Origin of the sequence: uncultured Helicobacter sp. (assembly GCF_937893305.1) — a bacterium.
GTDB lineage: Bacteria > Campylobacterota > Campylobacteria > Campylobacterales > Helicobacteraceae > Helicobacter_D.
Genome location: NZ_CALBGN010000016.1, coordinates 46,721 through 72,154, shown reverse-complemented (window position 1 = coordinate 72,154; position 25,434 = coordinate 46,721). Strand labels below are relative to the sequence as shown.

Here is a 25,434-nt window from a genome sequence, read left to right as displayed (position 1 = left end):
TTCCCACACTAAAGAAAGTCTAGCGCACTTAAACATATTGCGATTCTAGTTTTTTGTTGATTAAATTTTGATATAAAAGATAAATCCACTATAATTTGACTTTTAAAAAGGATAAAAATGGCGCAATTACAATGGCTTGGTAAAGAAGAAGTATTAAACCACCACAAAGACATCTCTTATCATACATTAGACACACTCTACACTTATCCCAAAAATATAAAATCAAACACAATAGAATCCAAAATTATAAAAGGTGACAATCTCCTAGCACTAAAATCCCTGCTCCCTATGTATGCAAACAAAATTCAGTGTATCTACATAGACCCTCCTTACAACACAGGCTCTGAAAATTGGATTTACAATGATAATGTAAATAGTCCCCTTATGCAAAAATGGTTAAGTAAAGTTGTCAATAGAGATGATCTAACTCGCCACGATAAATGGCTATGTATGATGTATCCACGCTTAAGGCTGCTACACGAACTCTTAAGTGAAAATGGGGTGATTTTTATTAGCATTGATGATAATGAAATGGCGCATTTAAAACTGCTCTGTGATGAAATTTTTGGAGAGAGGAATTTTGTAGCGGATTTTATAAGAAAGACTAAAAGCACAACAAATGATGCACAAGTGGGTTTAAACTATCAGCACGAATTTTTGCTATGTTATGCAAAAAATAAAAACAACATTAATCTACTAGGCGGACAAAAAGATTTAAGTAAATATAAAAACCCCGATAACGACCAAAATGGAGCGTGGGTATCAACTGACCCAAGTGCTAAAAGTGGTTCAAAAGAAACAGGATATTTCCCCATAACAAACCCTTACACACAGAAAGTTGATTATCCACCCGAAGGGCGTTTTTGGCTATTCTCTCAAAATACCATACAAAAACACATTGATGAAGGTAGAATCCATTTTAAAAAAGCACATAAAAAAGATGAAAGAGGCTTTATTTACAAACGCTATTTAAAGGATTTAAAAACCACACAAAAAACCTTTGATTCTTTAAAATTTATAGATAATGCTTTTATGAATCAAGCCGCCACAAAAGAAGCAAAAGAAATAGGATTTGTAGAAAACTTCGCCTATCCTAAGCCTTTATCCTTTATTGTAGAGATTCTTAAGCACGCCACAAAAAAAGATTCCATTATTTTAGATTCCTTTGCAGGCAGTGGCACCACCGCCCACGCTGTGCTAGAGCTAAACAAACAAGATAATGGCAATCGCAAATTTATCTTAATAGAATGCGAAGATTATGCAGATTCTATCACAGCACAAAGGGTAAAGCACACCATAAATGGCTATGGCAAAGAACCAAACCTTAACGCCACAGGAGGAGAGTTTAGCTTCTTAGAGATAGGAGAGCCTGTGCTGCTTGACAAAAAGGGCGAAAAGGTTTTAAACGAAAATTTAAAACTTGAAAAAATTTTAGAATACATCTTTTACACAGAGTTTGACACAACGCTTTGTTATAATAAAGAAGCATTTAAGCAAAACTATTTTGTAGGGGAACACCGCCAAAAAGCCCTGTATTTCATCTATGAAAAGCACGCGCCCACCACGCTAAACCTAGAGTTTATCCCACATCTTAGAAAACAAGATTCTTATCTTATCTATGCAGATAAATGCACATTATCCAAAGAGCAATTAGACCAACACAACATAGAATTTAAACAAATCCCAAGAGATATAAAGGATTTATAGTGCAATTAAAAAGCTACCAAAAAAAAGTAATACAAGATTTTCAACAATATTTGGAAGTTTTAAACAAAAGTAGTTACGACAATGGCAAATTCACAGAACTAAACTCTGTATGGAAAGATTTTTATACAAACAAAGAAGGATATAAAGCCTATGAAGACACAATTAATGGAATCCCAAAAGTATGCTACAAGATCCCAACAGGTGGTGGCAAAACACTTCTAGCCTTACATTCTATTAAAACTTATTATGAAAATATGGAATCGCAAAAAAGTGGTATTGTAGTATGGATTGTCCCAAACGAAGCAATCTTAACACAAACACTTGCAAATCTGCGAGATAAATCTCACGCTTATTATCAAGCATTAAGCAGTTATTTCAATAATAATATTTTAGTCTTTGACAAAGAATCGTTAATCTATGGAGAAAACTTCAATCTTTACAACGCACAAAATAATCTTTGCATTTGTGTAATGATGGCAGATAGTCTAAAAAATGCAGCAAGCAAAAGAAAAATTTATGAGGAAAATAGCAATTTAGCAAGCTTTAAATCTAAACTTTTGAATGATGAAACTTTAAGTTTATTTAATGTCTTAAAAGCCTTTAGACCCTTAATGATCCTTGATGAAAGCCACAGAGCCACATCAGAACTTAGCATAGAACTACAAAGAGACTTAAACCCTAAGCTTATTTTAGAACTTAGTGCTACACCAAAGGAAACAACAAATGTTTTAAGTTTAATTCCTGCTTGGCAACTTAAAGAAGAAAATATGATAAAACTCCCTATTATTGCTTATAAGTTAGAAGATGAAGCAACATTAATAAGCAAAGCAATAGAACTACAAAGAAGCTTAGAACAACTAGCAAAAGACAATAATGAAAATTTTAATCCTATAGTTTTACTCCAAGCACAAAGTAAAAATGAAGAAAAAACAGAAAAAGAAACAAAAGAAAACCTAGAACACTTTAATCGCATAAAGCAAATACTAATAAACTATGGAACAGAAGAAAATCAAATCGCAATCAAAACCGCAAAAATCAATGAAATTAAAAATGTAAATTTAAAAGACTCAAATTATCCTATTAGATTCATCATCACAATTAACGCCTTAAAAGAAGGGTGGGATTGCCCTAGTGCTTATGTGCTTGCAAGTCTATCACATAGAAGCAACAAAACAGATATTGAACAAATTGTAGGAAGAATCCTAAGACAACCAAACGCTAGAAAATCAAGCTGTGATTCTCTAAATTGTTCTTATGTATTAAGTTATAGCGAGAATTTTGACAAAGCAATTAATGAGATTCAAAACGGGCTGCAAGGGGCAGGATTTAGTAGAAGCGATTACAGAATCAAAGAAGATTTGCAACTCTCAAAAGAACCATTAACACTACAAAACCCTCTACCCTCATTCTTTAATAACACAGAAATACAAGAAAAAGCCACAGAAATTATAAAAGAGACTCCAATCACACTAAAAAACACACAAAATCAAGATTTCACACAAGAACTAAAAGAGATTAGTCAAATTGCACAAGCGCAACAACAAAAGGAAATTGAAATGCAAAAGCACGAAAATCAATTACAAATCAAAGAAGACTTTAGAGAATTCATAGGGCAAAGCTTCGGTTACTTCGCGCTAAAAGTTACTAATGATAGACTAACACCCATTAAACTAGCTAAAGAAAATTTATATGATGGGTTTAATCTCTCTAAAGGTGATGGCAATATTGACTTTGGAATATCGCAAAATGTTAGAGAAATAGGTATTAATAAAGATGGCAGTATTTATATAGACTTAATCGCACAAGCTAAATTAGAACAATTAGAAAGAGAGCTAGCAAGCAAAAGCGGGGAGGAGCGCACAAAATTCGTAGCAAGAAAAATCACACACATAATAACAAATACAAAGAAATTCCCATCATATAATGAAATTCAAGACTATGCAAAAAGGGCGTTAATCGGTATTCAAACAGAAGCGCATACTTTAGCACATTTTGCAACTAAGATAGCAGAAAAAATACAAGATTTGTTAGACAAGCACGCAAAAGAGCAATTTTTAAAAAAATGTGAGAATGACAGCATTGTAATAACTGATGATACAAATAGCTTTAAAATCCCAAAATATATTGATAAAGACCCACAAGCAATCACCACTTCTAGTAAATCTTTATTTAGTGCTTGCAGACTTAATAAATTTGAGAAAGAAGCAATAGAAAAAATCGCTAGTTATAATAATGTAGTTTGCTTTTATAGAAACACAGAAAAAAAAGATTTTTGCTTTAATGGATTTTTAAACTTTTACCCAGATTTTATTGTATGGACGAAAAAAAATGTAATTTTCATAGAAACAAAAGGGGATCACTTAAGCGAAAAAGATGCGATGGATAAAAATTTAATTGCACAAAAATGGATAGAAAAAGCAAATAAAATTAGTGATAAAAATTTTAAATTCTTTTTGGTTTTTGAAAATAAAAATTTAGAGCAAACTTATAATTTAGATGAATTTTTAACGCAACTTGAAAGTTTATAAATGATTTTAGAAAAAATCCTAGAATCCTATCCAAAACTTCAAATGCGATTTCACAGACAAATCCATTTAGAGCTATCAAACAAAACTTGCCTTTATGGCGCAAATGGAATCGGAAAAACAGATTTTGTGCTGCATTACTTCAACAAAGCAGAGTTTAACACACTTAAAAAACTTTATATTAATTGCAATGACGCGCGTTTAAATCCACAAAAAGACTTAGAACATTTAAAGCATTTTGTAAAAGAGCAGAATATTTCTATTTTAATCCTAGATAATTATCATAAAAATCCAATAAAACTTGACTTTTCACTCCCTTTTATCATTCTAATTTCTACAATCCCATATGAAGAATTTGACAATATTCTTATGCCTCCAATTACCTTTTCAGAGTTTCTATCAATGCGTAAAATTCAAGGAGAAGACGCTCTATCGCAATATTTAAAGTTTGGAAATTTATTTGAACATTTTAATGAACAAAAAAAAGGAGAATTTCTACAAGCACTAAATCCCACAGATTTTTGGATATTACGGAATCTAATTTTACATTTAGGACAAAAAGTAACGCCTTATTATGTGTATTCTAAACTCAAAAAAGAGGGCAAACTCTCAAAAGATAGATTTTACTCCTACACACAAACTTTGCAAAAAGGTGGAATCTTATTTTGGCTAGAGAAATTTGAACACGCTTTAGCCCCAAAAAAGCTTTATTTTTGGGATTTCACCTTAAAAAACTCCATTGCATTTGAACGCAACTTTAACTTGCTTTTTGAAAATATGGTGTTTTTAGAATTGCTTTTTCATTTTAAGCAAGATTTTTTTTACACAGATAAACTTGATTTTTATCTCCCACATTTATCACTTGGAATCCTTTGTGAGCCTTTCACACAAAGACTAGAAACACGACTTAACAAACTTGGCAAAGAAAGAGAACTTTGCGATTTTTTATTAATTCTTTCTCTAAACCAAAGCAAACAAGGAGAACATTTAGGAATGCCCTACTCTATTGTCCCTTTTATAGAATTTGCAACAAGTAGCGTTTTGGATTCTTTTTTAAACCCTTTAGGTTAGATTGATTTTAAAGTTTTATTTCATAAAAAGACTTTTAAAAATGTTAGAATCCAAAATTTATTTTTAAAGGCATATAATGTTTGAGAACATAGAATCTGTTAGTTATATCATCGGTGTAGCAACCGTTACAATTATCGCTGTTTTAAATCCCTTTGGCAATCTGCCTTTGTTTATTGCAATGACAGAACAAGTCCCTATTCGTCTAAGACAGAAGCTTTTTCGCAATATTTTATGGGTGGCATTTTTGATTGTTTTGCTTTTTTTATTCAGCGGTTCTTTTATTATGCAATATCTTTTTAGAGTGAATTTAGACAGCCTGCGTGTAGCAGGAGGTTTAGTTATTGGCGTAATGAGTTTAAAAAACCTACTTTTTTCTCAAACACAACAAGATTTTTCTAACTATAAAGATCTAGAATTTAGCGAACTTCTAAAGCATAGCATAATCCCTATGGCATTCCCTATGCTTGTAGGACCCGGGACTTTATCCACCGTGATTATCATCGCTGAAGAAAGCAATATGTTAATAGCAGCTGGAGCAGTAGTTACTGCATTTGTTTTTTTATTGATTCTCTTTTATTTCTCTGCAATGATTGAAAAAATCTTAGGACATCTTGTATTATATGTGTTATCACGCATTTCACTAATTTTTATCGTAGCAGTTGGAATCCAAATGATTGTTACAGGACTCCAAGGAATGGGAGTGATAAAACTCCCTTAAAAACCTATTCTTATTCACATCTTCTAAAATATCGTCAATGATTTCAAAATTCTTTCCTTACACTTTCATTCAAATAAATCTCAAAAATCTTATTAATAAAAATTTCTTTCTTATCCTATACTTCAATAAAGCATTGCTCTAATCAACTTTAAAATGTATAAATCACAGTAACAATCGTCAAAAGACCTGAAATAAACACAAATGCGTCTAAAAATTTATTTTGAAATTTCTTTAGCTTGGAAACCCTATAAATCGCTACAATAGGCATTATAAACAAAATTGCAGCAATAATAGGACCACCTAAATTCTCAATAAAACTTAAAATGCTAGGATTATAAAAAGCCACAAACAACATTACAATATACATCACAAATCCACTAACAAAGCGGATAATTTTCAAATTTGGTTCTTTATCCCCTAGCAATTTACAACTTTTTCTAACAATTCCATACGCCCCTTCTCTTGCGCCAAAATAATGCCCAAAAAACGAACTAGAAATCGCTAAAAATGCGATAACAGGACAACTATAAATAATCCAAGGATTTTCAAATTTATTCGCAAAAAATGAAAGAACAGGAATATTTTGCTCTCTTGCTTCTGCTAACTCTTGCACGCTTAAAGACAGCACACAAGACACCACAAAAAACATCACAAATACAAGCAACATACTAGAAGTTGCAAACAAAATTTGACTAGTTTTTCGTTCATAAATTGTTGCATATTCTCGTCTAGAACTTAAAGAAAAAGTAGAAATTGCAGGAGAGTGATTAAACGAAAACACAAGCACAGGAAGTGTCAGCCAAACAACTATCAAAAACTCTTTAAAACTAGGAATAACAACAAAATCAAACGACCAATACGGAATCAAATATAGAGAAAATGCAAATAAAATTATACAAAGTGGATAAACAAGCCACTCACAAATCTTTGTAATAATTTCTTCACTAAAGAGCATAATAAGCATAAAAGTGCTTACCAAAACAAACACAAGTGCTGCACGATAAATAGGATAAAGAGCAATAATTTTCTTACCATCAATCTCTTTAATATAATAAGCACTACTTAACCATTGCCAAAACACACCATCAGAATTTAAACGTGGAAGAAGTTGATAATAAAAAAAATACTCAAAAGTATTTGTAATCCCAACACAATACGCAAGGCAAATAGGAAAAATCGCAAAGAAATACAAAATAGAAATAAAAAGACTAATCTTTCTTCCAAAATACTCTCCAGCAGCATAAGTAATATCTTTATCATCTCCACTAGCTTGCAAAACAAAACGGCTTAATGCTCTATGACTTAAAAACACCATAGGAAAAACTATGCAAATCATAGCCAAAACAGGAAGCACTCCCAAAACTCCCGCTTTAATAGGTAAATACAAAATCCCAGCACCAACAGCCGTGCCAAAAAGCGACAACATCCAACGCGTATCAAATGGCGTCCATTTTAAACTTTTCATTACAATTTCCAAAAATAAATTCTAGCATTGTAATGAAGTTGTTTTAAAAGTAAGATTCCACAAAGAATTATGTTTTAGAATTAATATTTCTTTTATAACCCCATCCCATATGTCCTAAATCTGTAATATATTCTGCAATAAATTACGATTCCAATTTTTATAGTTTTACGATTTTTGCACCAAAGCCACCTTGTTTTGGTGGGGCGTCTGTAAATTCTAAAACTTTTGGATGGGATTTTAAGAAATCTCTTACAAGACTTGATAATCGTCCTGTTCCGATTCCGTGATAGATTAACACCTCATCAAATCCAGCAATTAGACTATTTGATAAAAAAGTATCTAAAGCTTGCAAGGCTTCTTGTGCGCGCATTCCGTGTAAATCTAAAGTGGGGGAAGCGGTTTGTGGGGCTTGGATATTGAGTTTTGTTGTGGGGGGTTGTGGTGTAAAGCTGCTTTGGCAAAGATCGCTAAAGGGAACTTTAAGTTTCATTCCGTTTTCTAACTCTACTAGTGCGATTTGTTTGTTTGTGCTTAAGATGATTCCACGCATATTGTGGTATTTGACGCGTGTGTTTTTTGTCAATTCTTGGGGCTGTTTAATGGAATCTTTTTTAAACTCTTTTGTTTTGTTTAGAAGTGTGTTTGCTTGATTTAGAGCTTTGTGCATTTGGCTTGTGGATTTTTGTTTGATGATGAGTTTAGCGGCTTTTATAGCGTCTTGATAGGTGGCTTCTAGAGTGGATTGCAGCTTGTTAAACTTCTCTTGCAAGGCGGTTTCTTTGTCTTTTAGGCTTTGGATTTTTTGATCTAGGAGTTTTGACTTCTCTTGCGCTTGTGAAATTTCAAGATTAAGTTGCATTTCTAGGCGAGAGGCATTTTGGATTAGTGCGTTTAGCTTCTCTTTATCTTCTCCATAGAGAGCTAGGGCGGCGTTTATGAGTGGTTTTGGAATTCCATATCTTAGCGCGGTTTCAAAGGCGTAACTCTTGCCGATTGTGCCATCTAGAAAACTAAAGGTCGGGAGTTGGCGTTCTTCATCAAAAAGAGCAGCTAGGAGCTGGACTTTTGGGTTCCCTGCCATTAAAGCAGCTAGGCGTTTGTGGTGAGTGGTGATGATGATTTGATTGTGTTTTTGCATAAGAGATTCTAATAGGACTTTAAATAAACTTGCAGCTTCATCGCTATCTGTCCCTAACTCTATTTCATCTACACCGATGATTGCGTGGCTTTGTTTTAGAATTTGGCTAAATTGCAACATCCTTCCACCAAAGGTAGAGATGTCGTTTTTGCTATTTTGAGGATCTTCAAAGATAAATTCTATGCTTTTAAAACTTGGTATGCTTGATTTGCTTGCGTTTATAGGAAGTGGGAGCAAGTGTTTTGCAAGAAAAACTGCACTTAAAATAGATTTTAAAAGCATTGTTTTACCACCTGCATTCACTCCTGTTATCATTAAAACTTGCCCTTTTAGGTGGAGGGATATGGGCTTTGGGTTTTTTAATGCAGGGTGAGAAAAGGAATCTAAAAAGAATTGTGTGCCATTTGGGGCTAGAAATTCTAGGTTTTTTGCCTTGGCGAAGTTTAGGCGCGCTTGGTAGGAGTCAAAGCGGTCAAACTCCTTGTTGATAAAGGTTAAAAATAAAAGATGTTTAGTAAAAAGATTTGAGATTTCGCGCGCAATTTCAAAGAGTTTGGATTCTCTTTGGTTTTTTAAATTGTTGTATTTGTCTTTTAGGTTTGCAATGTTTTGTGGGAAGACATAAAAAAAGCCTGAAGTTGAGCGATCTAAAATTTGTCCTTTTAGAATATGGTGAAATCCTGCTTTTAAAAGCAAGCATTCTTCATCGTGGATTAGGTGGATTTGTCTATCTACTAGATAGGGAGTGAGTTTGTTTTGGTTTAGGGTGTGGGAGAGTTGGGCGGAGATTTCACGCTTTAGGTTTTCTAAGCTTGCATTTATGGAATCTAAATCTAAGTAAATGCCTGTTTTTAGTTTGCCATCTTCTAAGAAAGATTTCACAATGGGTAAAATTTGCTCTGGGATTTGGATAGAGTTAAACCACTCACCTAAAACTCCTTCACATTTTAGACTTTTTAGGTAGAGAAAATAGCGGATAATTTTCACAAATTCAAAGATTTCATCAAGTTTTAGATAGCCAAACTTCTTTAAAAGGGCAAGTTCTTCTTGCAGGGGCTTAACTTCTTTTGGAGGGGTGAAAACTAGCGATTCTAGTGCAGTTATAAAGCGTAAATGATACTTGGTATCGCCTTGTAGTGAAAGATCTTTTGGACGCGCTAGAAAACTTGTGTAGCTATGATAAAAATCTTGTAAATCTAGGGAGATCAGGTGGTCTTGCATTGCTTAATCTTTTTTAATATCTTTAAGTTTACAGGCTTTTAATGGAATGATTATACGGCTAAATTCTGTGTTATCCTTCCCCATTAGCGTCAATGTGCCACTTATGAAATTAAAGGTTTTATTGTCTGCTTGTAAGGTTTTTGTTAGAGTTTGGCACTCTAGGGTTTTGCCTTGTAAAAAGCTCTGGGCTAGCTGTGTTAGGTTGGCTTCCGTTTTATCTTGATTCAGGGTGAAAATACCGATACTTGCTGCAATCACCAACAAAGCAATGCCTATACTAATGCGTGCTTTGTAGCTGATTAAATTGTATTTTGCAAGGAGTTGCATAAGAATTGCTAGCAGTAAAATAACAAGAATTGCAATAAGAATAAAACGCACCATTTTAGATTCCACCTCTTAGAGCATAGGTTAGATTGCCTGCATTAAATCCTACAATAATACCCTCTTGTAAATGGGCGATTTGCTTATTCTTATCATAAAGCGTTAGCGTGTTACCTATGCGTTGCACTTCTGTGGCAAAAATGGGATGATATTGCTTAAAAAGATCAGCAAAGTCCATAGCAATAGCTTCTTCTCCTGCTGCATAAACGGGCAAAATCACTAAAGAATCCACACCTTTAAAACATTCAATAAAGCCCTCTAAGTTGTCTTTAATGCGCGAATATTTATGTGGTTGCCATATTGCAACTAATTGTTTTGATTCTGTTAGCTCTTGATATTTTTTGAGTGCTTTTAGCGTGGCAGTGATTTCTGTAGGGTGATGTGCATAGTCATCAATGATGACACATTGACCTTGCGTTAGAATATCAAATCGCTTTTTGATTCCACAATAATTTTGGATATTTTGCTTAATCTCATTTAAAGGTAAAATTTGTGCGGCAGCTAAAATTGCAAGAGCAGCGTCTATTGCGATATGTTCACCTAAGCCATAAACGCTAAATGTGCCATAGTTTTTAGCATTGTTTGTTAGGGTAAATTGTGTCTTTGGCATACCCTCTTCTATAATGTAAGAAACATTTTGCAGGTCTTTGCTAGGATAGAAACGCACACAAAGATTATTTAAATCTTTAAGCGTGCTTAAAAATGGATCTTCAGCATTAATAATACAAATCTTTGCAAGACTCAAAAAGCTTTCATAAGCGTGATAAAACTGCTCTAAATCGTGGTTATAAGTCTCTAAATGCTCTGGCTCTGCGTTTGTAACAATCGCACAAGTTGGATTACATTCTAAGAAGCTTTTATCAGATTCATCGGCTTCAAAAACAACGCGATTTCCATTTAAGGCACGCGTGTTGGATTTAAACTCTTTACTTTCTGCTCCAATTAATGCGCTAGCGTCCTTTAAAATCGCACTTAAAATTGCTGTTGTTGTGCTTTTGCCGTGTGCGCCGGCTACTGCAAAAACTTCTTTATTGCCTAGAATCATTTTTAAGGATTCTTTGCGTGAGAGAACTGGGATATTTTGCGCGTGAGCTTCTTGTACTTCTATGTTATCTTGCTTGATGATTGCAGAATGAATCACTAGATCTTGGGCGCAAATGGCTTCTTTGGAGTGTGGGATACTCACTTTTATCCCCATTTTCTTTAGTTCTTTTGTAATACTACCCTCTGTGGTATCAGAACCGCTAATCTCCACGCCTTGTGCGTGCAAAAACTTCGCTAATGCGGAAATCCCTATACCCCCGATTCCTATAAAATGGATTCTTTTAATACTTATATCCATTTTGCAATCCTTAAAAGCGCGTCTTTAATAATGGCTTCTTCATACACTAAAGCTAAACGCACAAAGTTACTTCCTGGATTTTGCCCTTGTTTATCAGTGCGTGATAAAAAGCTTCCGGGTAGAACTAGGATATTTTCTTTTTCTAAGAGATTACGCGTAAATTCTAAGTCATTTGCAACAGGAAGCCACACATAAAAGGTTTCTTTTGGGATAGGCAAGTTTGGAATCTTTTTGCATAAAATTTCTTGTGCTAGCTTTAAATTCTTCGCATATTCTTGGCGTGAGTGCTTGGTATGCTCTTCATCGCTCCACGCAATGCTTGCTGCTTTTTGTAAAGGAAGTGGAGATGCACAACCTACATAGGTGCGGTATTGCATATAATCTTTTAAAACTTTAGGATCTCCTGCGATAAATCCACTTCTAAGCCCGGGCGCACTAGAGCGTTTAGAGATAGAATTTAAACTTAGGATATTTCTAAACTCTGTGTTGCCTACTTCAACGCTTGCTTGCAAAAGAGAAGTTGGTTTTTCATCAGTGTAAATCTCGCTGTAACATTCATCATTTAGAAGTAAAAAATCATATTCTAAGGCGTAATTTACCCATTGTTTAAGGGCGTCTTTAGACATTGTAGAACCTGTTGGGTTGTTTGGTGAATTTAAAATCACTAAATGGCATTTTTGCATTTGTTCTTTTGTGAGACTTGGAGTGAAATTGTTTTGTGGAGTTAGATTCATATAAATTGTTTCTGCTCTTGCTGCAATGCTTGCGCCTTCATAGATTTGATAAAAAGGGTTTGGATGAGCAATGGTTGGGGAATTTTTATCAAAAAGATAGAATTGTGGGAAATTAAATAAGACTTCGCGTGTGCCAAAAGTTGGGATTAACATTGTGGAATCTAAATGTAAGTTAAAGCGGTGTTTAATGAAATCTAACATTGCTTGTTTTAAGTCATCTTCGCCTGCTGTCTTTGGGTATTTGTTTAGCAAATCAACGCTGTCTTTTAGGGCATCGCAAATGTTTTTTGGTGTTTGAAATTGTGGTTCGCCAATTGTTAAAGAGATTCGTTCTTTAGAAGTTGGAATCCCTTGTATTAGGGCTTGAAGCTTCTCAAAGGGATAGGGTTGAAACTCCATTATTTTTTCCTTTTTGTAGATTTTTTGTTGGAATCTTTTTTGGGTTTATAAGAATTTTTGGAATCCTTATTTTTAGAGTGAAATTTGTTTTTAGAGCGGGGTTTGTCTTTTTTGTCTTTTGTATTATGAAATTTGCTAGATTTTTTGCGCTTTTGTGTATCATCTAATTGATCTTGTAATGCGTTTAGATCTTTTTTATTGAGTCCGATTTTGTTTGGTCCTAGCACTTTGGAGTCTTTTAATACCATTGAGAGAAGTTTGCAAACAAGCTGTGTCATATCTGCATTGCCACGGATTTGCTCATACACACGCAAAGCATCATCGCTAATGGCGTGCTTTAGGATTTTGTCTAAAATGTTGGAATCTTTTTTATCCATTGTATCTTGTATGCTTGGGATTTCATAAAGTTCAATGCTGGCTTTTGTGTTTTCTTTAATACGGCGGAGTTCTTTGAATTCTAAAGGCGTTGCAAGCGTGATTGCTATGCCCTTTTTGCCTGCTCTTCCTGTTCTGCCGATTCTATGCACATAGGATTCTGGATTTAGCGGAATATGAAAGTTAAAAACATGACTAACGCCACTAATATCAAGCCCACGCGCTGCAATATCGGTGGCGACTAAGATATTAATTATGGAATCTTTAAAGGATTTAATGGATTTTACGCGCTCTCTTTGATCCATATCGCCGTGTAATGCACCGGCTTTAAAACCACGCGAAAGTAAGCGTTGTGAGAGAATATCGGCTTCCTTTTTCATTCGTGTGAAAATGATTGCTTTTTGGGGCATTTCACTATCAATTAAACGCACAATAGCGTCTTCACGCTCTTGCTCATTAATGATGTAATAGCGTTGAGCAATGTCTTGGTTTGTCGTATCTTCTTGGGTAATTTTAATGAGTTTTGGATTATCTAAAATCTTTTGAGCTAGGTGCTTAATGGGTGTTGGCATTGTCGCTGAAAAAAGCAAAGTTTGACGATCGTTTGAAAGATAGGTAAAAATCTCTTCAATATCATCTAAAAAACCCATATCCAGCATTTCATCAGATTCATCAAGCACAACAACACTTGGATAAAAGTTTTTTAGCCGTTCATTGCGCAAATGATCTAGCAAACGCCCCGGAGTTGCAATAATCACTTGTGGCTTTTTCTCTAAAAGCTCAATTTGTCTTCTTATAGGCTGCCCACCAAAGAGTGAAACTGTTTTTACTCTATTGTATTTGCCAAGTTTAAAAATTTCATCACTTACTTGCATTGCAAGTTCTCTTGTGGGTGTGATGATTAATACTTCAATATCACCATTATTTTTAAGATTATTAATCAGTGGCAAGCCAAAAGCAGCGGTTTTTCCTGTGCCTGTCTGTGCTTGTGCGATAAGATCTAATCCATCTAAAATTAATGGAATCGCTTCTTTTTGGATAGGGCTTGGCTCACTAAAACCCGCTTCTTTAATCCCTCTTAACACACTTTTTTTAAAGCCAAAGCTTTCAAAGCCTTGCGTGAAGCCATCTTGTATATCTTGCGTAATTCCTAAGTCCCATTTGTTTAGATTTGTTTGCTTTTTCATAATTCCCTTTTGTTTTTAAAATAAGCTGTAATTATAACAAAAACGCCTTAATCACTCTGCAAAGCCAAAGCGATTTTCTTTAACAGAGCTTGGTAAAAGTGCGAATTTAGTGTTTGAATTGATTTTTAATGCCTTTGTTTCTCTTATGAGTTCATTTGGGCTTTTCCATATATTTTCTGGATCTATATAAATGCGCTCAAAACAAATTTCATTAACTAATGCAAAATAAATCGTATTTTTATACGCTGTTTTTACAACATTAAATTTATTTTGTGCTAGGATTTTTATTTTAATTTCTGTTGCACGCTTTTCGTTTGTGCTAATAATCAAAAAGTGTTTTCTGTTTGCTTTACAAAGTTTATCAACATAACGATAGGTCAAAGCGTCTTTTTCATTCAAACGATCTTTGTTTAAATGCTCCATATACTGCTCCACAAAATAAATAATATTTGGAACGCGATCGTTTTCTGGGATCTTAAAAAAACTTTTAGAAAATGCGACAGAATTTATAACTTTATGATAGATTTTATTATCTAAGATTGTAATACAAATATCTAATCCACTTTTAACTTTTTTATAGATTCTCATATATACTTTTTGATAAAGTTCGGAAAAAGATTTGAGATAATACTCTTCAAATTTCTCTTTCATATCTGTTAAATGCATATAAAGTCCGTTATAATATTTCTCACTTTTTAGCATTTCTTCTAATTCTTTTTTAGCTTTTTCTAGTTTTTGCGTATTTTTTTCTAAATCTAAATTCGCTTGGATTCTGCGTTCAAATAATAAAATATCACCCTTTAAAGCATTTGTGCGCTTTAATGCTAGATTTTGACTATCTTTTGCGTTATTAACTGCGACGACTAGGGCTTGATAGTGGCATTGTTTAGTTAAAAAAGAATCTTGGAAGATTTGCTTTAAGTTTGCATTGTTATAGCGTGAAAAATCCATAAATGCGGAATCTAAACGCGTCATAACACTTAATTCACCTATAAAATCATCTTTAGCAATGGTTTTATCACTAAAGAGTAAATTATCTAATGCTTTTACACCAAAACGCTTTAAATACGCATAATCAAATAAAGTTTCTTCATTAGATACAGGTAAGTCATTTAAAAAAGAAATTGCCAAAAATTCTTGATGAAAATAGCTTTTAACTGCCTCAACAAGCTTAATAGTGAGTGGGATTTCTGTAATCTTTGTATAATCTGTGCTTTTATAAATCTTTTGAACAATCGCATCGCGTGCGTTGCTTTGGAGCGTAAATAGCTCTTCATCTGTATCGTGATGCCAAAAGTCTGATTCGCTAATCATTGTATTGCCACCAAATTCTTGAAATTTTGAAACCTTGCAATCTGTAATTTGATGCGCGTCATTACAGCGGAATTCTACATACATTCCAACCATTGGCATAACTTTTTTATCGTGCCAAGTTTCTTTATTGAAGTCAAAAAGCATTTTTGAAGCATTAATCACAACACCCTTGCCGTTGCTATTTAAATAGCGCACTATTCTGCCGTGCATTGATTTTGCCTTTGATACATTGTGTGATAAACTTCTTGCATACGCATTTCTAATTCCTTAAACCATTGCGGATCTTGTGGCGTAAAAGCTTCTAAATACTGCACACTAAAGGGAGAATTATCAAACTCTAGCTTTTCAAAATTAAAGGTTTTGCGTGTGCCACAAAGCACGATTGGCTGCACCTTTAACTTAAAGTGTTCAACTAAGACTTTCGCTCCATTTTTAAAGGGGAGTAAATTTTCTCTCCCATAAGAACGTGTGCCTTCTGGAAAAATACAGAGTGTTCTACCACAATATAATCTATCTTTTGCTTCTTTTAATAAAAAGACAAGCTCCTTTTTGCTTTCTCTATTGATTAAAATCATCTTAGGAGCTTTTAATGCGTGTCCGTATAAAAAGGCTTCGCCAAGCTCTTTTTTAGCAATCCAACAAAGATTATTAGGATGGATTGCCTCAAAATACATCACATCCATAAAACTTTGATGATTTAAAATTAAAATTTGTGCGCTTGGATCTAGGCTGCCTTGTATGTATGTCTTTACCCTAAAGAGCTTTAAAAAAACTAGAGCTATGCTTCTACGGATTGTGCGATGAAAGGCATTAAAACTATACATTAAAGCAATGGCAAATGGCATCACTAACAAAATATACAACAACGCACTAAATGCTCTAATTTTGGAGATCATCTTTTTTTACCCACCCTATGCGTTCATCTTCTAAAATCACTTTATAATAAGGATTCCGTTCTCCTAGAATCTCTGCTTTTGTCGGAGATTGTGTAGTCAAAACAATTGTAGAATTAAATGTTGGTAAAATTTTTAATGCAACATTTGCTTTGATTGTTACCTCACTTTTAAGTGTTGAGAAATAAAGCAACAATGCAAGCGAGAAAATCCCAAGCAAAACAAAAATAATCTTGCGCTTATATAAATACAATCCAAAAAACAAAATCGCAAAAAAAATCATCAAAGAAATTTGAAAAAACTGATAGTTGTTTTTTGGCTTAATATCGCTTTGCGTGCTAACACGATCTTCAACGGCGATATTTGGGACTTGCAGAGTTTGGTATTTAGAAGTTAAGGTATTAAAATAATCAAAACTAATTGTATTTTGCGCTTTTGGGACAATCACATAATAAAATGCCACTGCTTGTTTATAATCTCCACTTTTACTTTCAATTCCTTGTTGTTTGTAGTTTGCAAGATGAAAATCAAAGAGATTTGCCATTGTGCTTTGGAGTTGAAAAACTGCTAGATTTTGTGTGGAATCATAATTTGTAATCTTTGTGTCTAAAATCTGTAAATCTTGCGCTAAAACTTGTGAATATTCTCCTTGTCTTTCTAGCTTAATTGCTCTTGCGCTACTTCCTGCAAGGCTTTCACTAATCAACCCATTATCTGTTAGCACATTAACTTTAATTTTAGGAATTGCAAATTGTGCTTGCTTAATTTTTAAATAAAAAGTGTTTTTAAAACTAGAATCTTCCGCATTTAACACCCAAGCTTCATTTGGATTTAGCACTTCTACGCTGTCTTTTAAAGCTGTATCTTCAAAAATAAATTCTGTTGTGATTGTAGAATATTGTGTGAAAACTAGCATTTTAAACTCTAATGCAACCACTTGATTAACATATAAAATATCCATTAAAGGCGTGAGTGCCTCTAAATAAACATTTTTTACAAGAGAATTGTTTAAAGGAATCTCTTGTGCTGTGAAATCCTGCGTTGATTCTGTGTTTTTGGATTCCACATTTTCAGATTCTGCTTCATTTTCTAAAATTACATTAGGGAGTGGGGATTGTGGAACTGTAGTGTTAGAATCTAAAGTTTCTGTATTTGTGGATTCTAAATTTTTAGGAGTTTGACTTGGAATAAACTCTTCTTGTGCTTTTGGAAAAAGACGCGTTTCTTCTGCAAACGCTCCTGCAAAAAATCCAAAAACACATAAAAATACGAAAATGATTCTCATAGAACTTTTAAAAAACCTTCAAGCATTTTCAGCCCTACAACTCCACCTAGCACCTGTTCTACTGCACGTTCTGGGTGAGGCATTAGTCCAAAAACATTTTGATTTGCATTACAAATTCCTGCAATGTTACGCACAGAACCATTAGGATTTCTGACATACTCTAGGAGAATTTGATTGTTTGCTTCAAGGGATTCTAGCCCATCTTCATCAATATAATAATTTCCATCAGCGTGTGCAATAGGGATTTTAATATTTTCTCCTTTTTGGAATTTTTCTAAAAAAATATTAGAATTATTCACAACTTTTAAATCGCAATTTTTAGAAATAAAATGCAGATTCGCATTGCGCTTCATTGCACCCGGAAGCAAACCACTCTCAAGCAAAATTTGAAATCCATTACAAATCCCAAGCACATAACCCCCATTGTTTGCAAAAGTAATCACTGCTTGCATAATTGGAGAGAATCTAGCAATTGCTCCACTACGCAAATAATCTCCATAACTAAAACCACCCGGAATTACAACAAGGCGCGTATCCTTTGGAAGCTCTGTTTCTTTATGCCAAACCCTTTGCGTTTTCACACCAAGCAATGCAAAGGCATATTCCATATCGTATTCACAATTTGTGCCTAAAAACTGAAGAATCGCAACCATTATTACATCTTTATTGTGTAGTTTTCAATCACGGTATTTGCAAGTAGCATTTCACACATTGATTCTACTTCTTGCCTAGCTGCTTCTTTGTCTGTTTTGTCAATTTCTAGCGTAATAACTTTACCCGTTTTTACTTCATTGACACCTTGAAAACCTAGCGATTCTAATGCGTGATGAATCGCCTTTCCTTGTGGATCTAAAACCCCTTCTTTTAACCCAACAATCACTTCTACTTGCATTGCCTACCTTTAGTTTAAGATTCTTTTTAAAATCTCTTCATACGCCATTTTGACATTGCCTAAATCTTGTCTAAAGCGATCTTTATCTAATTTTTCTTTTGTGTTTTTATCCCAAAATCTACAAGAATCTGGCGTGATTTCATCAGCAAGTAGGATATTTCCATCTTTATCCACTCCAAATTCAAGTTTAAAATCTACTAAAATTAGATTCTTTTTATCAAAAAACTCTCGCAATACATCATTAACTTCACGCCCTATTTTACGCAACGCATCTAGTGATTCCACAGATTTTACACAATTTAAAATCAATGCGTGTTCATCGTTAATTAACGGATCTCCCAACGCATCGTCTTTATAGTAAAACTCTACAAGAGTAAAGGGCAACACTTCCCCCTCTTTAATTCCTAAACGCTTACTTAAAGAACCCGTGGCAACATTACGCACAACAACTTCAATAGGGATAATTTTCACAAGCTTACAAAGCATTAAATGATCTGCTAGTGTTTCTACATAATGCGTTTGGATTCCGTGTTTTTCTAAAAGTTTAAAAATCTCTGTGGAAATTTTACAATTTAAAATCCCTTTGCCTTGCTCACTTCCTTTTTTCTCAGCATTAAATGCGGTTAAATCATCTTTAAATTCAGAAATTATAAGGTTTTCATCTTCTGTTTTATAGAGTTTTTTACCCTTGCCTTCATAAAACATTTCTTTTTGTTGCATTCTTGCTCCTTTTATAAAACTTTAAAAACTTTTAAAACATCAATTGCGCTTTTCAGCTGAATATCTTGCAAGACTTGCTTTTGCGTGATTGTATGTTTTGGATCGCTTTGTTTTTTCTCTTGCTTCCCTTCTTTTTTATCCACTTTTGCTAGCTCACCTTCTAAATGTTTTTGCAAATCTGCTTCTTTAATGCTAAACCCGCTATTCTCATCTGGAACTGCTCCGGGAGCTACTTCAATATCTGGTGTAACCCCAACAGCTTGAATTGTGCGCCCGCTTGGCAAATAATAACGCGCGATTGTTAAACGCAATGCTTCCTTTTTCTCTGTGGGTAAAATCACTTGCACACTTCCTTTACCAAATGTCCCTTCACCCACTAACACACCGCGTTTATTATCTTGGATTGCCCCTGCAACAATCTCGCTAGCACTAGCACTTCCATTATTGATTAACACAACAAGTGGGATTGTCGCATAAGGCGTATTATCTGTCGCACGATACACAATATTTTCATCTTTGATTCTACCTTTTTGAGAAACAATAATGCCATTTTTGATAAACAAATCGCTCAAGCCCACTGCCTGATTTAAAAGCCCACCGGGATTATTACGCAAATCCAACACAATTCCATCAATTTTTTTATATTTTTTTAACTCTTCATTGACGCGTTGTGTAATATTTTTATCAAAAGAAGTTACACGCAAATACGCATAATCTGTATCCATAATCCTTTTAGAATACACAGATTCTACTTTAATGTTATCTCTTGTAATATCAAACACTAGAGGCTTTGATTCATTTTTACGCACGATTGTTAAAGTAACTTTTGTTTTTGGCGCACCACGCATTTTATTCACAGCATCATCAATACTCATACTAAGCGTGCTTTCATCATCAATCTTTAAAATAATATCCCCACTTTTTAATCCAGCCTTATCTCCCGGAGTTCCTTCAATAGGAGCTACAATAGTTAGAGCATTGTCTTTTAAAGAAATTGTGATTCCAATGCCACCAAACTGCCCATCGGTTTGGATTTTTAAATCCTCATATTTTTTCTCATCTAAATATGCAGAATGCGCATCTAAGTTTGAAAGCAATCCATCAATTGCTTTATCTACAATTTCATTAAGCGTAAGTTCATCAACATAATATTTCTCCACCGTGCCAATCACTTTACGCAATTTATTATACGCATCAAGACGCGATTCTTGTTCGGCAAATGCTAGAGTTTGCAAACTTATCAAAGTCGCACTTAAAAGCCAAAAGATTTTGTTTAAGCCTTGTTTATTCATTGTTCCAACCTAAAAGTTTAAAATTTTGCGATTTTAACGCAATCTCACTAAAATAAAAATTAGCCAACTATGCAGTTTGTTTTTTATGGTGTAAATGGATATAAAGCTGCAAAACTTCTAAACTAGCTGGCGTTACACCACTAATTTCACTTGCTTCAAACAGGCTTTTGGGGCTAAATTTCTTAAGCTTTTCAATCACTTCTAAACTTAACCCAGGAATCCCATCAAAAGCGAAATCTTGCGGAATCTCAATGCTTAACATCTTCTCCATATTATCAATCATATTTTGTTGTTTTTGGATATAGTTAAAATATTTTGCTTCCACTAAAATTTCTTCTAATGCACGCTCTGAATAGTTTGCAAAAGGGCAATTCTCCACTTCTTGAATTTTTAAAAGTTTAGGCACATCAAAACTGCGGCGCGCTACGATTGTTTCCCAATTTGTTTTATCACTAATCTTTTCTTCACAAATTGAATTTAAAAAATTTAATACCAAAGCACTTGGCGTTACTGCCGTATCTCTAAGCCATTTTAAGCCCTCTTGTATTGCAACTTTGTCTTTTTGCAATTCTTTATATTCTTCTTCTTCTAGAAGTCCTAGATTATAAGCAAGTTCTCCTAGTCTAAAAATCGCATTTCCTTCACGCAAAAGCAGGCGATACTCCGCACGCGAACTAAACATTCTATAAGGTTCTTTTGTGCCTTTGGTAACTAAATCATCAATCATTACACCAATATAAGCTTCATTGCGTTTAAGGGTAATTTCTAGCTTCCCTTGTACGCTTAAAGCTGCATTTATCCCAGCCATTAAGCCTTGCGCTCCTGCTTCTTCATAGCCTGTTGTGCCATTGATTTGTCCAGCACAATAAAGATTCCGTATTTTTTTTGTCTCTAGCGTATGTTTTAATTCTGTAGGATTAATATAGTCGTATTCAATAGCATAACCATAACGCACAATTTCTGCATTTTCTAAACCTTCAATGCTATGAATCATTGCTTCTTGAACATCATAAGGCAAAGAGCTTGTAAGACCATTAATATAATACTCATTAGCTTCTAGCGTTTGTGGCTCTAAAAAAAGTTGATGGCGTTCTTTATCACTAAAGCGATTGACTTTATCTTCAATACTTGGACAATATCTTGGACCAATCCCTTCAATTTGCCCTGTAAACATAGGGGCGCGATGAAAATTCTCTCTAATAATTGCGTGTGTTCTTGTGTTTGTATAGGTTACATAACAAGGGAGTTGCACAGGATTAAAAGGATGATCACCTAATTCTTTTTGTGTTTTTTTGCTAAAAAATGGCGCTGGCAAATCTCCATAATGTTTTTCTAAAATCTCAAAATTAATACTACTTGCTTTAATGCGTGCGCAAGTTCCTGTTTTTAGCCTCCCAACATCAAGCCCTAAAGCTCTTAAATTTTCACCCAATTCCATTGCAGGAGGCTCTCCTGCACGTCCGTTATGAGAAGTGTTTTCTCCAATATGGATTTTTCCGCGCAAAAATGTGCCTGTTGTTAGCACCACTTTTTTTGCACGATAAACCTTGCCAATGGTAGTTTTAACGCCAATTACAGAATTATTTTCTAGCACTAAAGATTCTACAATTTGTTGAGAGATTTCTAAGTTTTTTGTATGATAACACAAGTCGCGTGCAATGATTTTATAACGATCCATATCAATTTGAGCGCGTGTTCCACGCACTGCTGGACCTTTTGAGGCATTGAGCGTTCTAAATTGGATTCCACTTTTATCTGTGATATAGCCCATTACTCCGCCAAGTGCGTCAATTTCTTTTACTAAATGTCCTTTTCCAAGCCCACCAACAGCAGGATTGCAACTTGCCGCACCAATTTGTTCTACAAGCATTGTTAAAAGCAGTGTCTTACAACCCATTTTCGCAGATACAATAGAAGCTTCAATCCCTGCGTGTCCGCCACCAATAACAATTACATCATATTCCATTTTGTCCCTTAAACCACGAAATTAAACGCGCATTATACCGCTAAAAATCTAACTCTTGTGTTAGGTTTTTAAATTTAATATCTTCTAATTGTTTTTTAATATGCTTGTTTTCTTCTCTTAAAGAATCAATTTGCGCTTGAAGTTGGATAATATTGCGACTTGCATAATAAATATTATTGCGTGCATAAATTTTAGGGATAAACAGTGCTAAAACAAACGCCATTGCACAAAGTGTAATTAACACCATTTTAAATGGAATCTCTTTTGTGTTTAAATCCACAGCATCCAAAACTGCTTCACGCTCTTGTGTTTCTAAATGCGATTCTACATTTTCATCTTCTAATACTGGTAAATTTTTGTTTTTCAAAAATAAGTCATCTAAAAGTAAAACATCTGTTTGCAAGTCTTCTTTAGAAGTCAAAGAGTTGGAATCTAAAATGGGATTGTTTTGATAACGCTCTTCTAAGAAGTCTAAATTCTGTTCTAAAATTGGCTCACTCTTTTTAAATAAGCGTTCAAAAAAACTTAGTTTTGGAATTTTATCTTTTTGTTCTAAGCGCAAATCTTCATAGGATTCCATTATAATCCCTTAAACTCAAAACTTCTTAATTTTGCACTGCGTGCGCGTGGATTCTCTCTTAGCTCTTGTGCATCAGCACATAAAGGTTTTTTATGAAGATTCCAACCCTTGCTATGCCCACCACCGCAAACACAACGCATTACATTGCAATCACAAATACAATCTCTCCCCCATTCTTTAAAAGCCTGCTTAATAATTCTATCTTCAAGTGAATGAAAAGTAATAATACTCACCCTTGCGCCCTGTCTTAAAGGATACTCTTTTAAAGCTTCCAAAAGTCTCTTTAGCTCTCCTAGCTCATCATTAACCGCAATTCTTAGAGCTTGAAAAGCTTGTGTGGCTGGGTGAATCTTAGGGTGTTTAAAGTGTTTTGCAATCAATGTGCTTAGTGCCTTTGAGCTAGTAAATTTAGTCCTTTTTCTTTCATCAACAATTAAATGAGCAAGTTTTTTATACTCTCTAATTTCTCCAAAATCCTTAAAAATACACTCTAACTCCTTTAAGCTTGCACCATTTACAATTTCTTTTGCACTAAGTTGTTGTTGTGTATCCATGCGCATATCAAGCACAGAAGAATCAAAACAAAATCCTCGCTCTTTATTATCAAACTGCACTGAAGACACACCAATATCTGCTAGGATTCCAACAATTTTTGTTTGTAATTCTTGATTGCTTAATATTTCACGCACAACCGCACTATAACGCCCTTTTCTATAAGAAAAGCGATCTTTAAAACCACTTAAACGCTGTGTTGCAAAATTTATCGCGTCTAAATCTTGATCAATCCCTATAATCTCTAAGTTTGGATAGGTCTCTAAAAGAGCTTGTGTATGTCCGCCAAAACCTAGAGTGCAATCAATTAAGATTCCGTCTTTTAAAGTGTTAAAAGAATCTAAAACCTGTTTTAATAAAACAGGGATATGTGGAATCTCCATTATCTCTTACTCTTTTGCGCGCATAATATTTGCGCCAAGTTTTGTAAGTTTTTCTTCTAAATCTTCATAACCACGATCTAAATGATAAATGCGATGAATTCTAGTTTCTCCCTTTGCCACAAGTGCCGCAAGCACCAAAGCACTAGAAGCACGCAAATCTGTCGCCATTACATCTGCACCAATTAAAGCACTTTTGCCATTAATTGTCGCTGTATTACCGCGCAAACTAATATTTGCCCCCATTCTTTGTAGCTCACTTGTGTGCATAAAGCGATTTTCAAACAAACGCTCCTCAATAATACTACTACCCTCACATTGTGTAGCAAGTGCCATAAATTGTGCTTGCATATCTGTTGGAAACCCCGGATATTCTGTGGTTGAAAGTGCAAAGGCGTTACGCTCTTTAGCAGGATAAATGGTAATGGAATCCTGATTGTAAGTGAGTTTAAATCCAATCTCTTCTAGCTTTGCAATCACTGCTCCTAGATGACTTGCATTCGCTCCGTGTAGCGTAATTTGTGAGTTTGTAATCGCCCCAGCACATAAATAAGTCCCCGCTTCAATCCTATCTGCAATCACATTAATAACACTTGGCAACACCAACCCCTCTTGATTGGTCCCAAAAATCTCAATCCTATCGCTACCAATCCCACTAATCTCCACTCCACTCTCACGCAAAACTTCACAAAGTTGCACCACTTCAGGTTCTTTTGCAGCATTATTAATAATCGTCTTACCTTTTGCCATCGCCGCTGCCATTAAAATATTTTCAGTGCCTGTTACAGTGATTTTATCAAAGTTAATCACCGCTCCTTTTAAACCTTCCTTTGCTTCGGCAACAATATAACCACCCTCAATACGAATCTTAGCTCCCATTTTCTCCAAAGCTTTAATGTGTAAATCCACAGGTCTAGCACCAATTGCACAACCACCGGGCAAACTCACAGCACAATGTCCAAAACGCCCAAGCAATGGTCCTAAAACTAAAATAGAAGCACGCATTTTACGCACAATATCATAAGTAGCTTTTGTGCTGTTTTGCCTTGTTGTATCAACACTAACAATATGTTTATCTAAACGCTCTACCTCACAACCTAACATTTTTAAAAGCTCAAAAAAAGTTTCAATATCCACCACACTAGGAAGATTTTGCAAACTCACTTTGTTTTTTGAAAGTAGTGTTAGAGCAATGAGTGGTAATGCAGAGTTTTTTGCCCCTGTAATTGTGATTGCTCCATTTAAACGCACGCCACCTTGTAATGCTAAATAATCCACTTGTTCTCCTTTTTAAATC

At 34.5% G+C, this 25,434-nt stretch carries 21 protein-coding genes; 4 read left to right on the top strand and 17 right to left on the bottom strand.

From position 1 onward, the window contains the following. Positions 1–117 precede the first annotated feature (117 nt). The 4 genes from Q0358_RS05495 to Q0358_RS05480 all read left to right on the top strand — a co-directional run bounded on the left by Q0358_RS05495 (position 118) and on the right by Q0358_RS05480 (position 6,021). Positions 118–1,707: a site-specific DNA-methyltransferase gene (locus Q0358_RS05495; RefSeq protein WP_299548501.1), complete on the top strand. Its 1,590-nt coding sequence runs from the start codon at positions 118–120 to the stop codon at positions 1,705–1,707. Beyond that, entirely contained in the window at positions 1,707–4,235 is a 2,529-nt protein-coding gene (locus Q0358_RS05490; RefSeq protein WP_299548500.1) for a DEAD/DEAH box helicase family protein, read from the top strand. Before Q0358_RS05495 ends, Q0358_RS05490 begins: the two co-directional genes overlap by 1 nt. Next, entirely contained in the window at positions 4,236–5,303 is a 1,068-nt protein-coding gene (locus Q0358_RS05485) for an ATP-binding protein (protein ID WP_299548499.1), read from the top strand. It abuts the gene before it with no gap. Positions 5,304–5,379: 76 nt separating this feature from the next. After that, positions 5,380–6,021, top strand: coding sequence for a MarC family protein (locus Q0358_RS05480; protein WP_299548498.1), 642 nt, complete (start codon positions 5,380–5,382; stop codon positions 6,019–6,021). A gap of 148 nt (positions 6,022–6,169) precedes the next feature. Here the strand turns inward: Q0358_RS05480 and Q0358_RS05475 are convergent, their stop codons facing one another. From Q0358_RS05475 to murA, 17 genes are all read right to left on the bottom strand, one after another. Next, entirely contained in the window at positions 6,170–7,486 is a 1,317-nt protein-coding gene (locus Q0358_RS05475; protein WP_299548497.1) for an HAAAP family serine/threonine permease, read from the bottom strand. A gap of 157 nt (positions 7,487–7,643) precedes the next feature. After that, positions 7,644–9,845: an endonuclease MutS2 gene (locus Q0358_RS05470; RefSeq protein WP_299548494.1), complete on the bottom strand. Its 2,202-nt coding sequence runs from the start codon at positions 9,843–9,845 to the stop codon at positions 7,644–7,646. Positions 9,846–9,848: 3 nt separating this feature from the next. Then, a complete protein-coding gene (locus tag Q0358_RS05465) occupies positions 9,849–10,226 on the bottom strand; it encodes a hypothetical protein (RefSeq protein ID WP_299548491.1) in 378 nt (125 codons plus the stop codon). A gap of 1 nt (position 10,227) precedes the next feature. Then, positions 10,228–11,568 (bottom strand): UDP-N-acetylmuramate--L-alanine ligase, encoded by a 1,341-nt coding sequence (gene murC / locus Q0358_RS05460; RefSeq protein WP_299548487.1) that lies wholly within the window; start codon positions 11,566–11,568, stop codon positions 10,228–10,230. Next, positions 11,559–12,701, bottom strand: coding sequence for a succinyldiaminopimelate transaminase (locus Q0358_RS05455; protein ID WP_299548484.1), 1,143 nt, complete (start codon positions 12,699–12,701; stop codon positions 11,559–11,561). The genes murC and Q0358_RS05455 overlap by 10 nt, the downstream gene beginning before the upstream one ends. Beyond that, positions 12,701–14,263, bottom strand: coding sequence for a DEAD/DEAH box helicase (locus Q0358_RS05450; RefSeq protein ID WP_299548481.1), 1,563 nt, complete (start codon positions 14,261–14,263; stop codon positions 12,701–12,703). The genes Q0358_RS05455 and Q0358_RS05450 overlap by 1 nt, the downstream gene beginning before the upstream one ends. Positions 14,264–14,314: 51 nt before the next feature. Continuing rightward, complete coding sequence (locus Q0358_RS05445; RefSeq protein ID WP_299548477.1) at positions 14,315–15,787, bottom strand: hypothetical protein; 1,473 nt, start codon at positions 15,785–15,787, stop codon at positions 14,315–14,317. After that, entirely contained in the window at positions 15,772–16,473 is a 702-nt protein-coding gene (locus Q0358_RS05440; protein WP_299548474.1) for a lysophospholipid acyltransferase family protein, read from the bottom strand. Before Q0358_RS05440 ends, Q0358_RS05445 begins: the two co-directional genes overlap by 16 nt. After that, positions 16,457–17,755 (bottom strand): SH3 domain-containing protein, encoded by a 1,299-nt coding sequence (locus tag Q0358_RS05435; RefSeq protein ID WP_299548471.1) that lies wholly within the window; start codon positions 17,753–17,755, stop codon positions 16,457–16,459. Before Q0358_RS05435 ends, Q0358_RS05440 begins: the two co-directional genes overlap by 17 nt. Then, entirely contained in the window at positions 17,752–18,411 is a 660-nt protein-coding gene (gene purQ, locus Q0358_RS05430) for a phosphoribosylformylglycinamidine synthase subunit PurQ (protein ID WP_299548886.1), read from the bottom strand. Before purQ ends, Q0358_RS05435 begins: the two co-directional genes overlap by 4 nt. Next, on the bottom strand, positions 18,411–18,647 hold the full coding sequence (gene purS / locus Q0358_RS05425; RefSeq protein ID WP_299548468.1) for a phosphoribosylformylglycinamidine synthase subunit PurS: 237 nt from the start codon (positions 18,645–18,647) through the stop codon (positions 18,411–18,413). The genes purQ and purS overlap by 1 nt, the downstream gene beginning before the upstream one ends. Positions 18,648–18,656: 9 nt before the next feature. Next, entirely contained in the window at positions 18,657–19,367 is a 711-nt protein-coding gene (gene purC / locus Q0358_RS05420) for a phosphoribosylaminoimidazolesuccinocarboxamide synthase (protein ID WP_299548465.1), read from the bottom strand. A gap of 11 nt (positions 19,368–19,378) precedes the next feature. Continuing rightward, positions 19,379–20,659 carry a S41 family peptidase gene (locus Q0358_RS05415; protein WP_299548462.1) on the bottom strand — a complete coding sequence of 427 codons (1,281 nt, stop codon included), beginning with the start codon at positions 20,657–20,659 and terminating at the stop codon, positions 19,379–19,381. Positions 20,660–20,726: 67 nt separating this feature from the next. Continuing rightward, the gene (gene mnmG, locus Q0358_RS05410; RefSeq protein WP_299548459.1) at positions 20,727–22,625 is read right to left on the bottom strand and encodes a tRNA uridine-5-carboxymethylaminomethyl(34) synthesis enzyme MnmG; all 1,899 of its coding nucleotides are present in this window, start codon (positions 22,623–22,625) and stop codon (positions 20,727–20,729) included. A 40-nt stretch (positions 22,626–22,665) separates the two neighbouring features. Beyond that, positions 22,666–23,205: a hypothetical protein gene (locus Q0358_RS05405; RefSeq protein ID WP_299548456.1), complete on the bottom strand. Its 540-nt coding sequence runs from the start codon at positions 23,203–23,205 to the stop codon at positions 22,666–22,668. Next, on the bottom strand, positions 23,205–24,140 hold the full coding sequence (rsmH, locus tag Q0358_RS05400; protein ID WP_299548452.1) for a 16S rRNA (cytosine(1402)-N(4))-methyltransferase RsmH: 936 nt from the start codon (positions 24,138–24,140) through the stop codon (positions 23,205–23,207). The genes Q0358_RS05405 and rsmH overlap by 1 nt, the downstream gene beginning before the upstream one ends. Before the next feature lie 6 nt (positions 24,141–24,146). Continuing rightward, entirely contained in the window at positions 24,147–25,415 is a 1,269-nt protein-coding gene (gene murA / locus Q0358_RS05395) for a UDP-N-acetylglucosamine 1-carboxyvinyltransferase (protein ID WP_299548449.1), read from the bottom strand. Positions 25,416–25,434 lie beyond the last annotated feature (19 nt).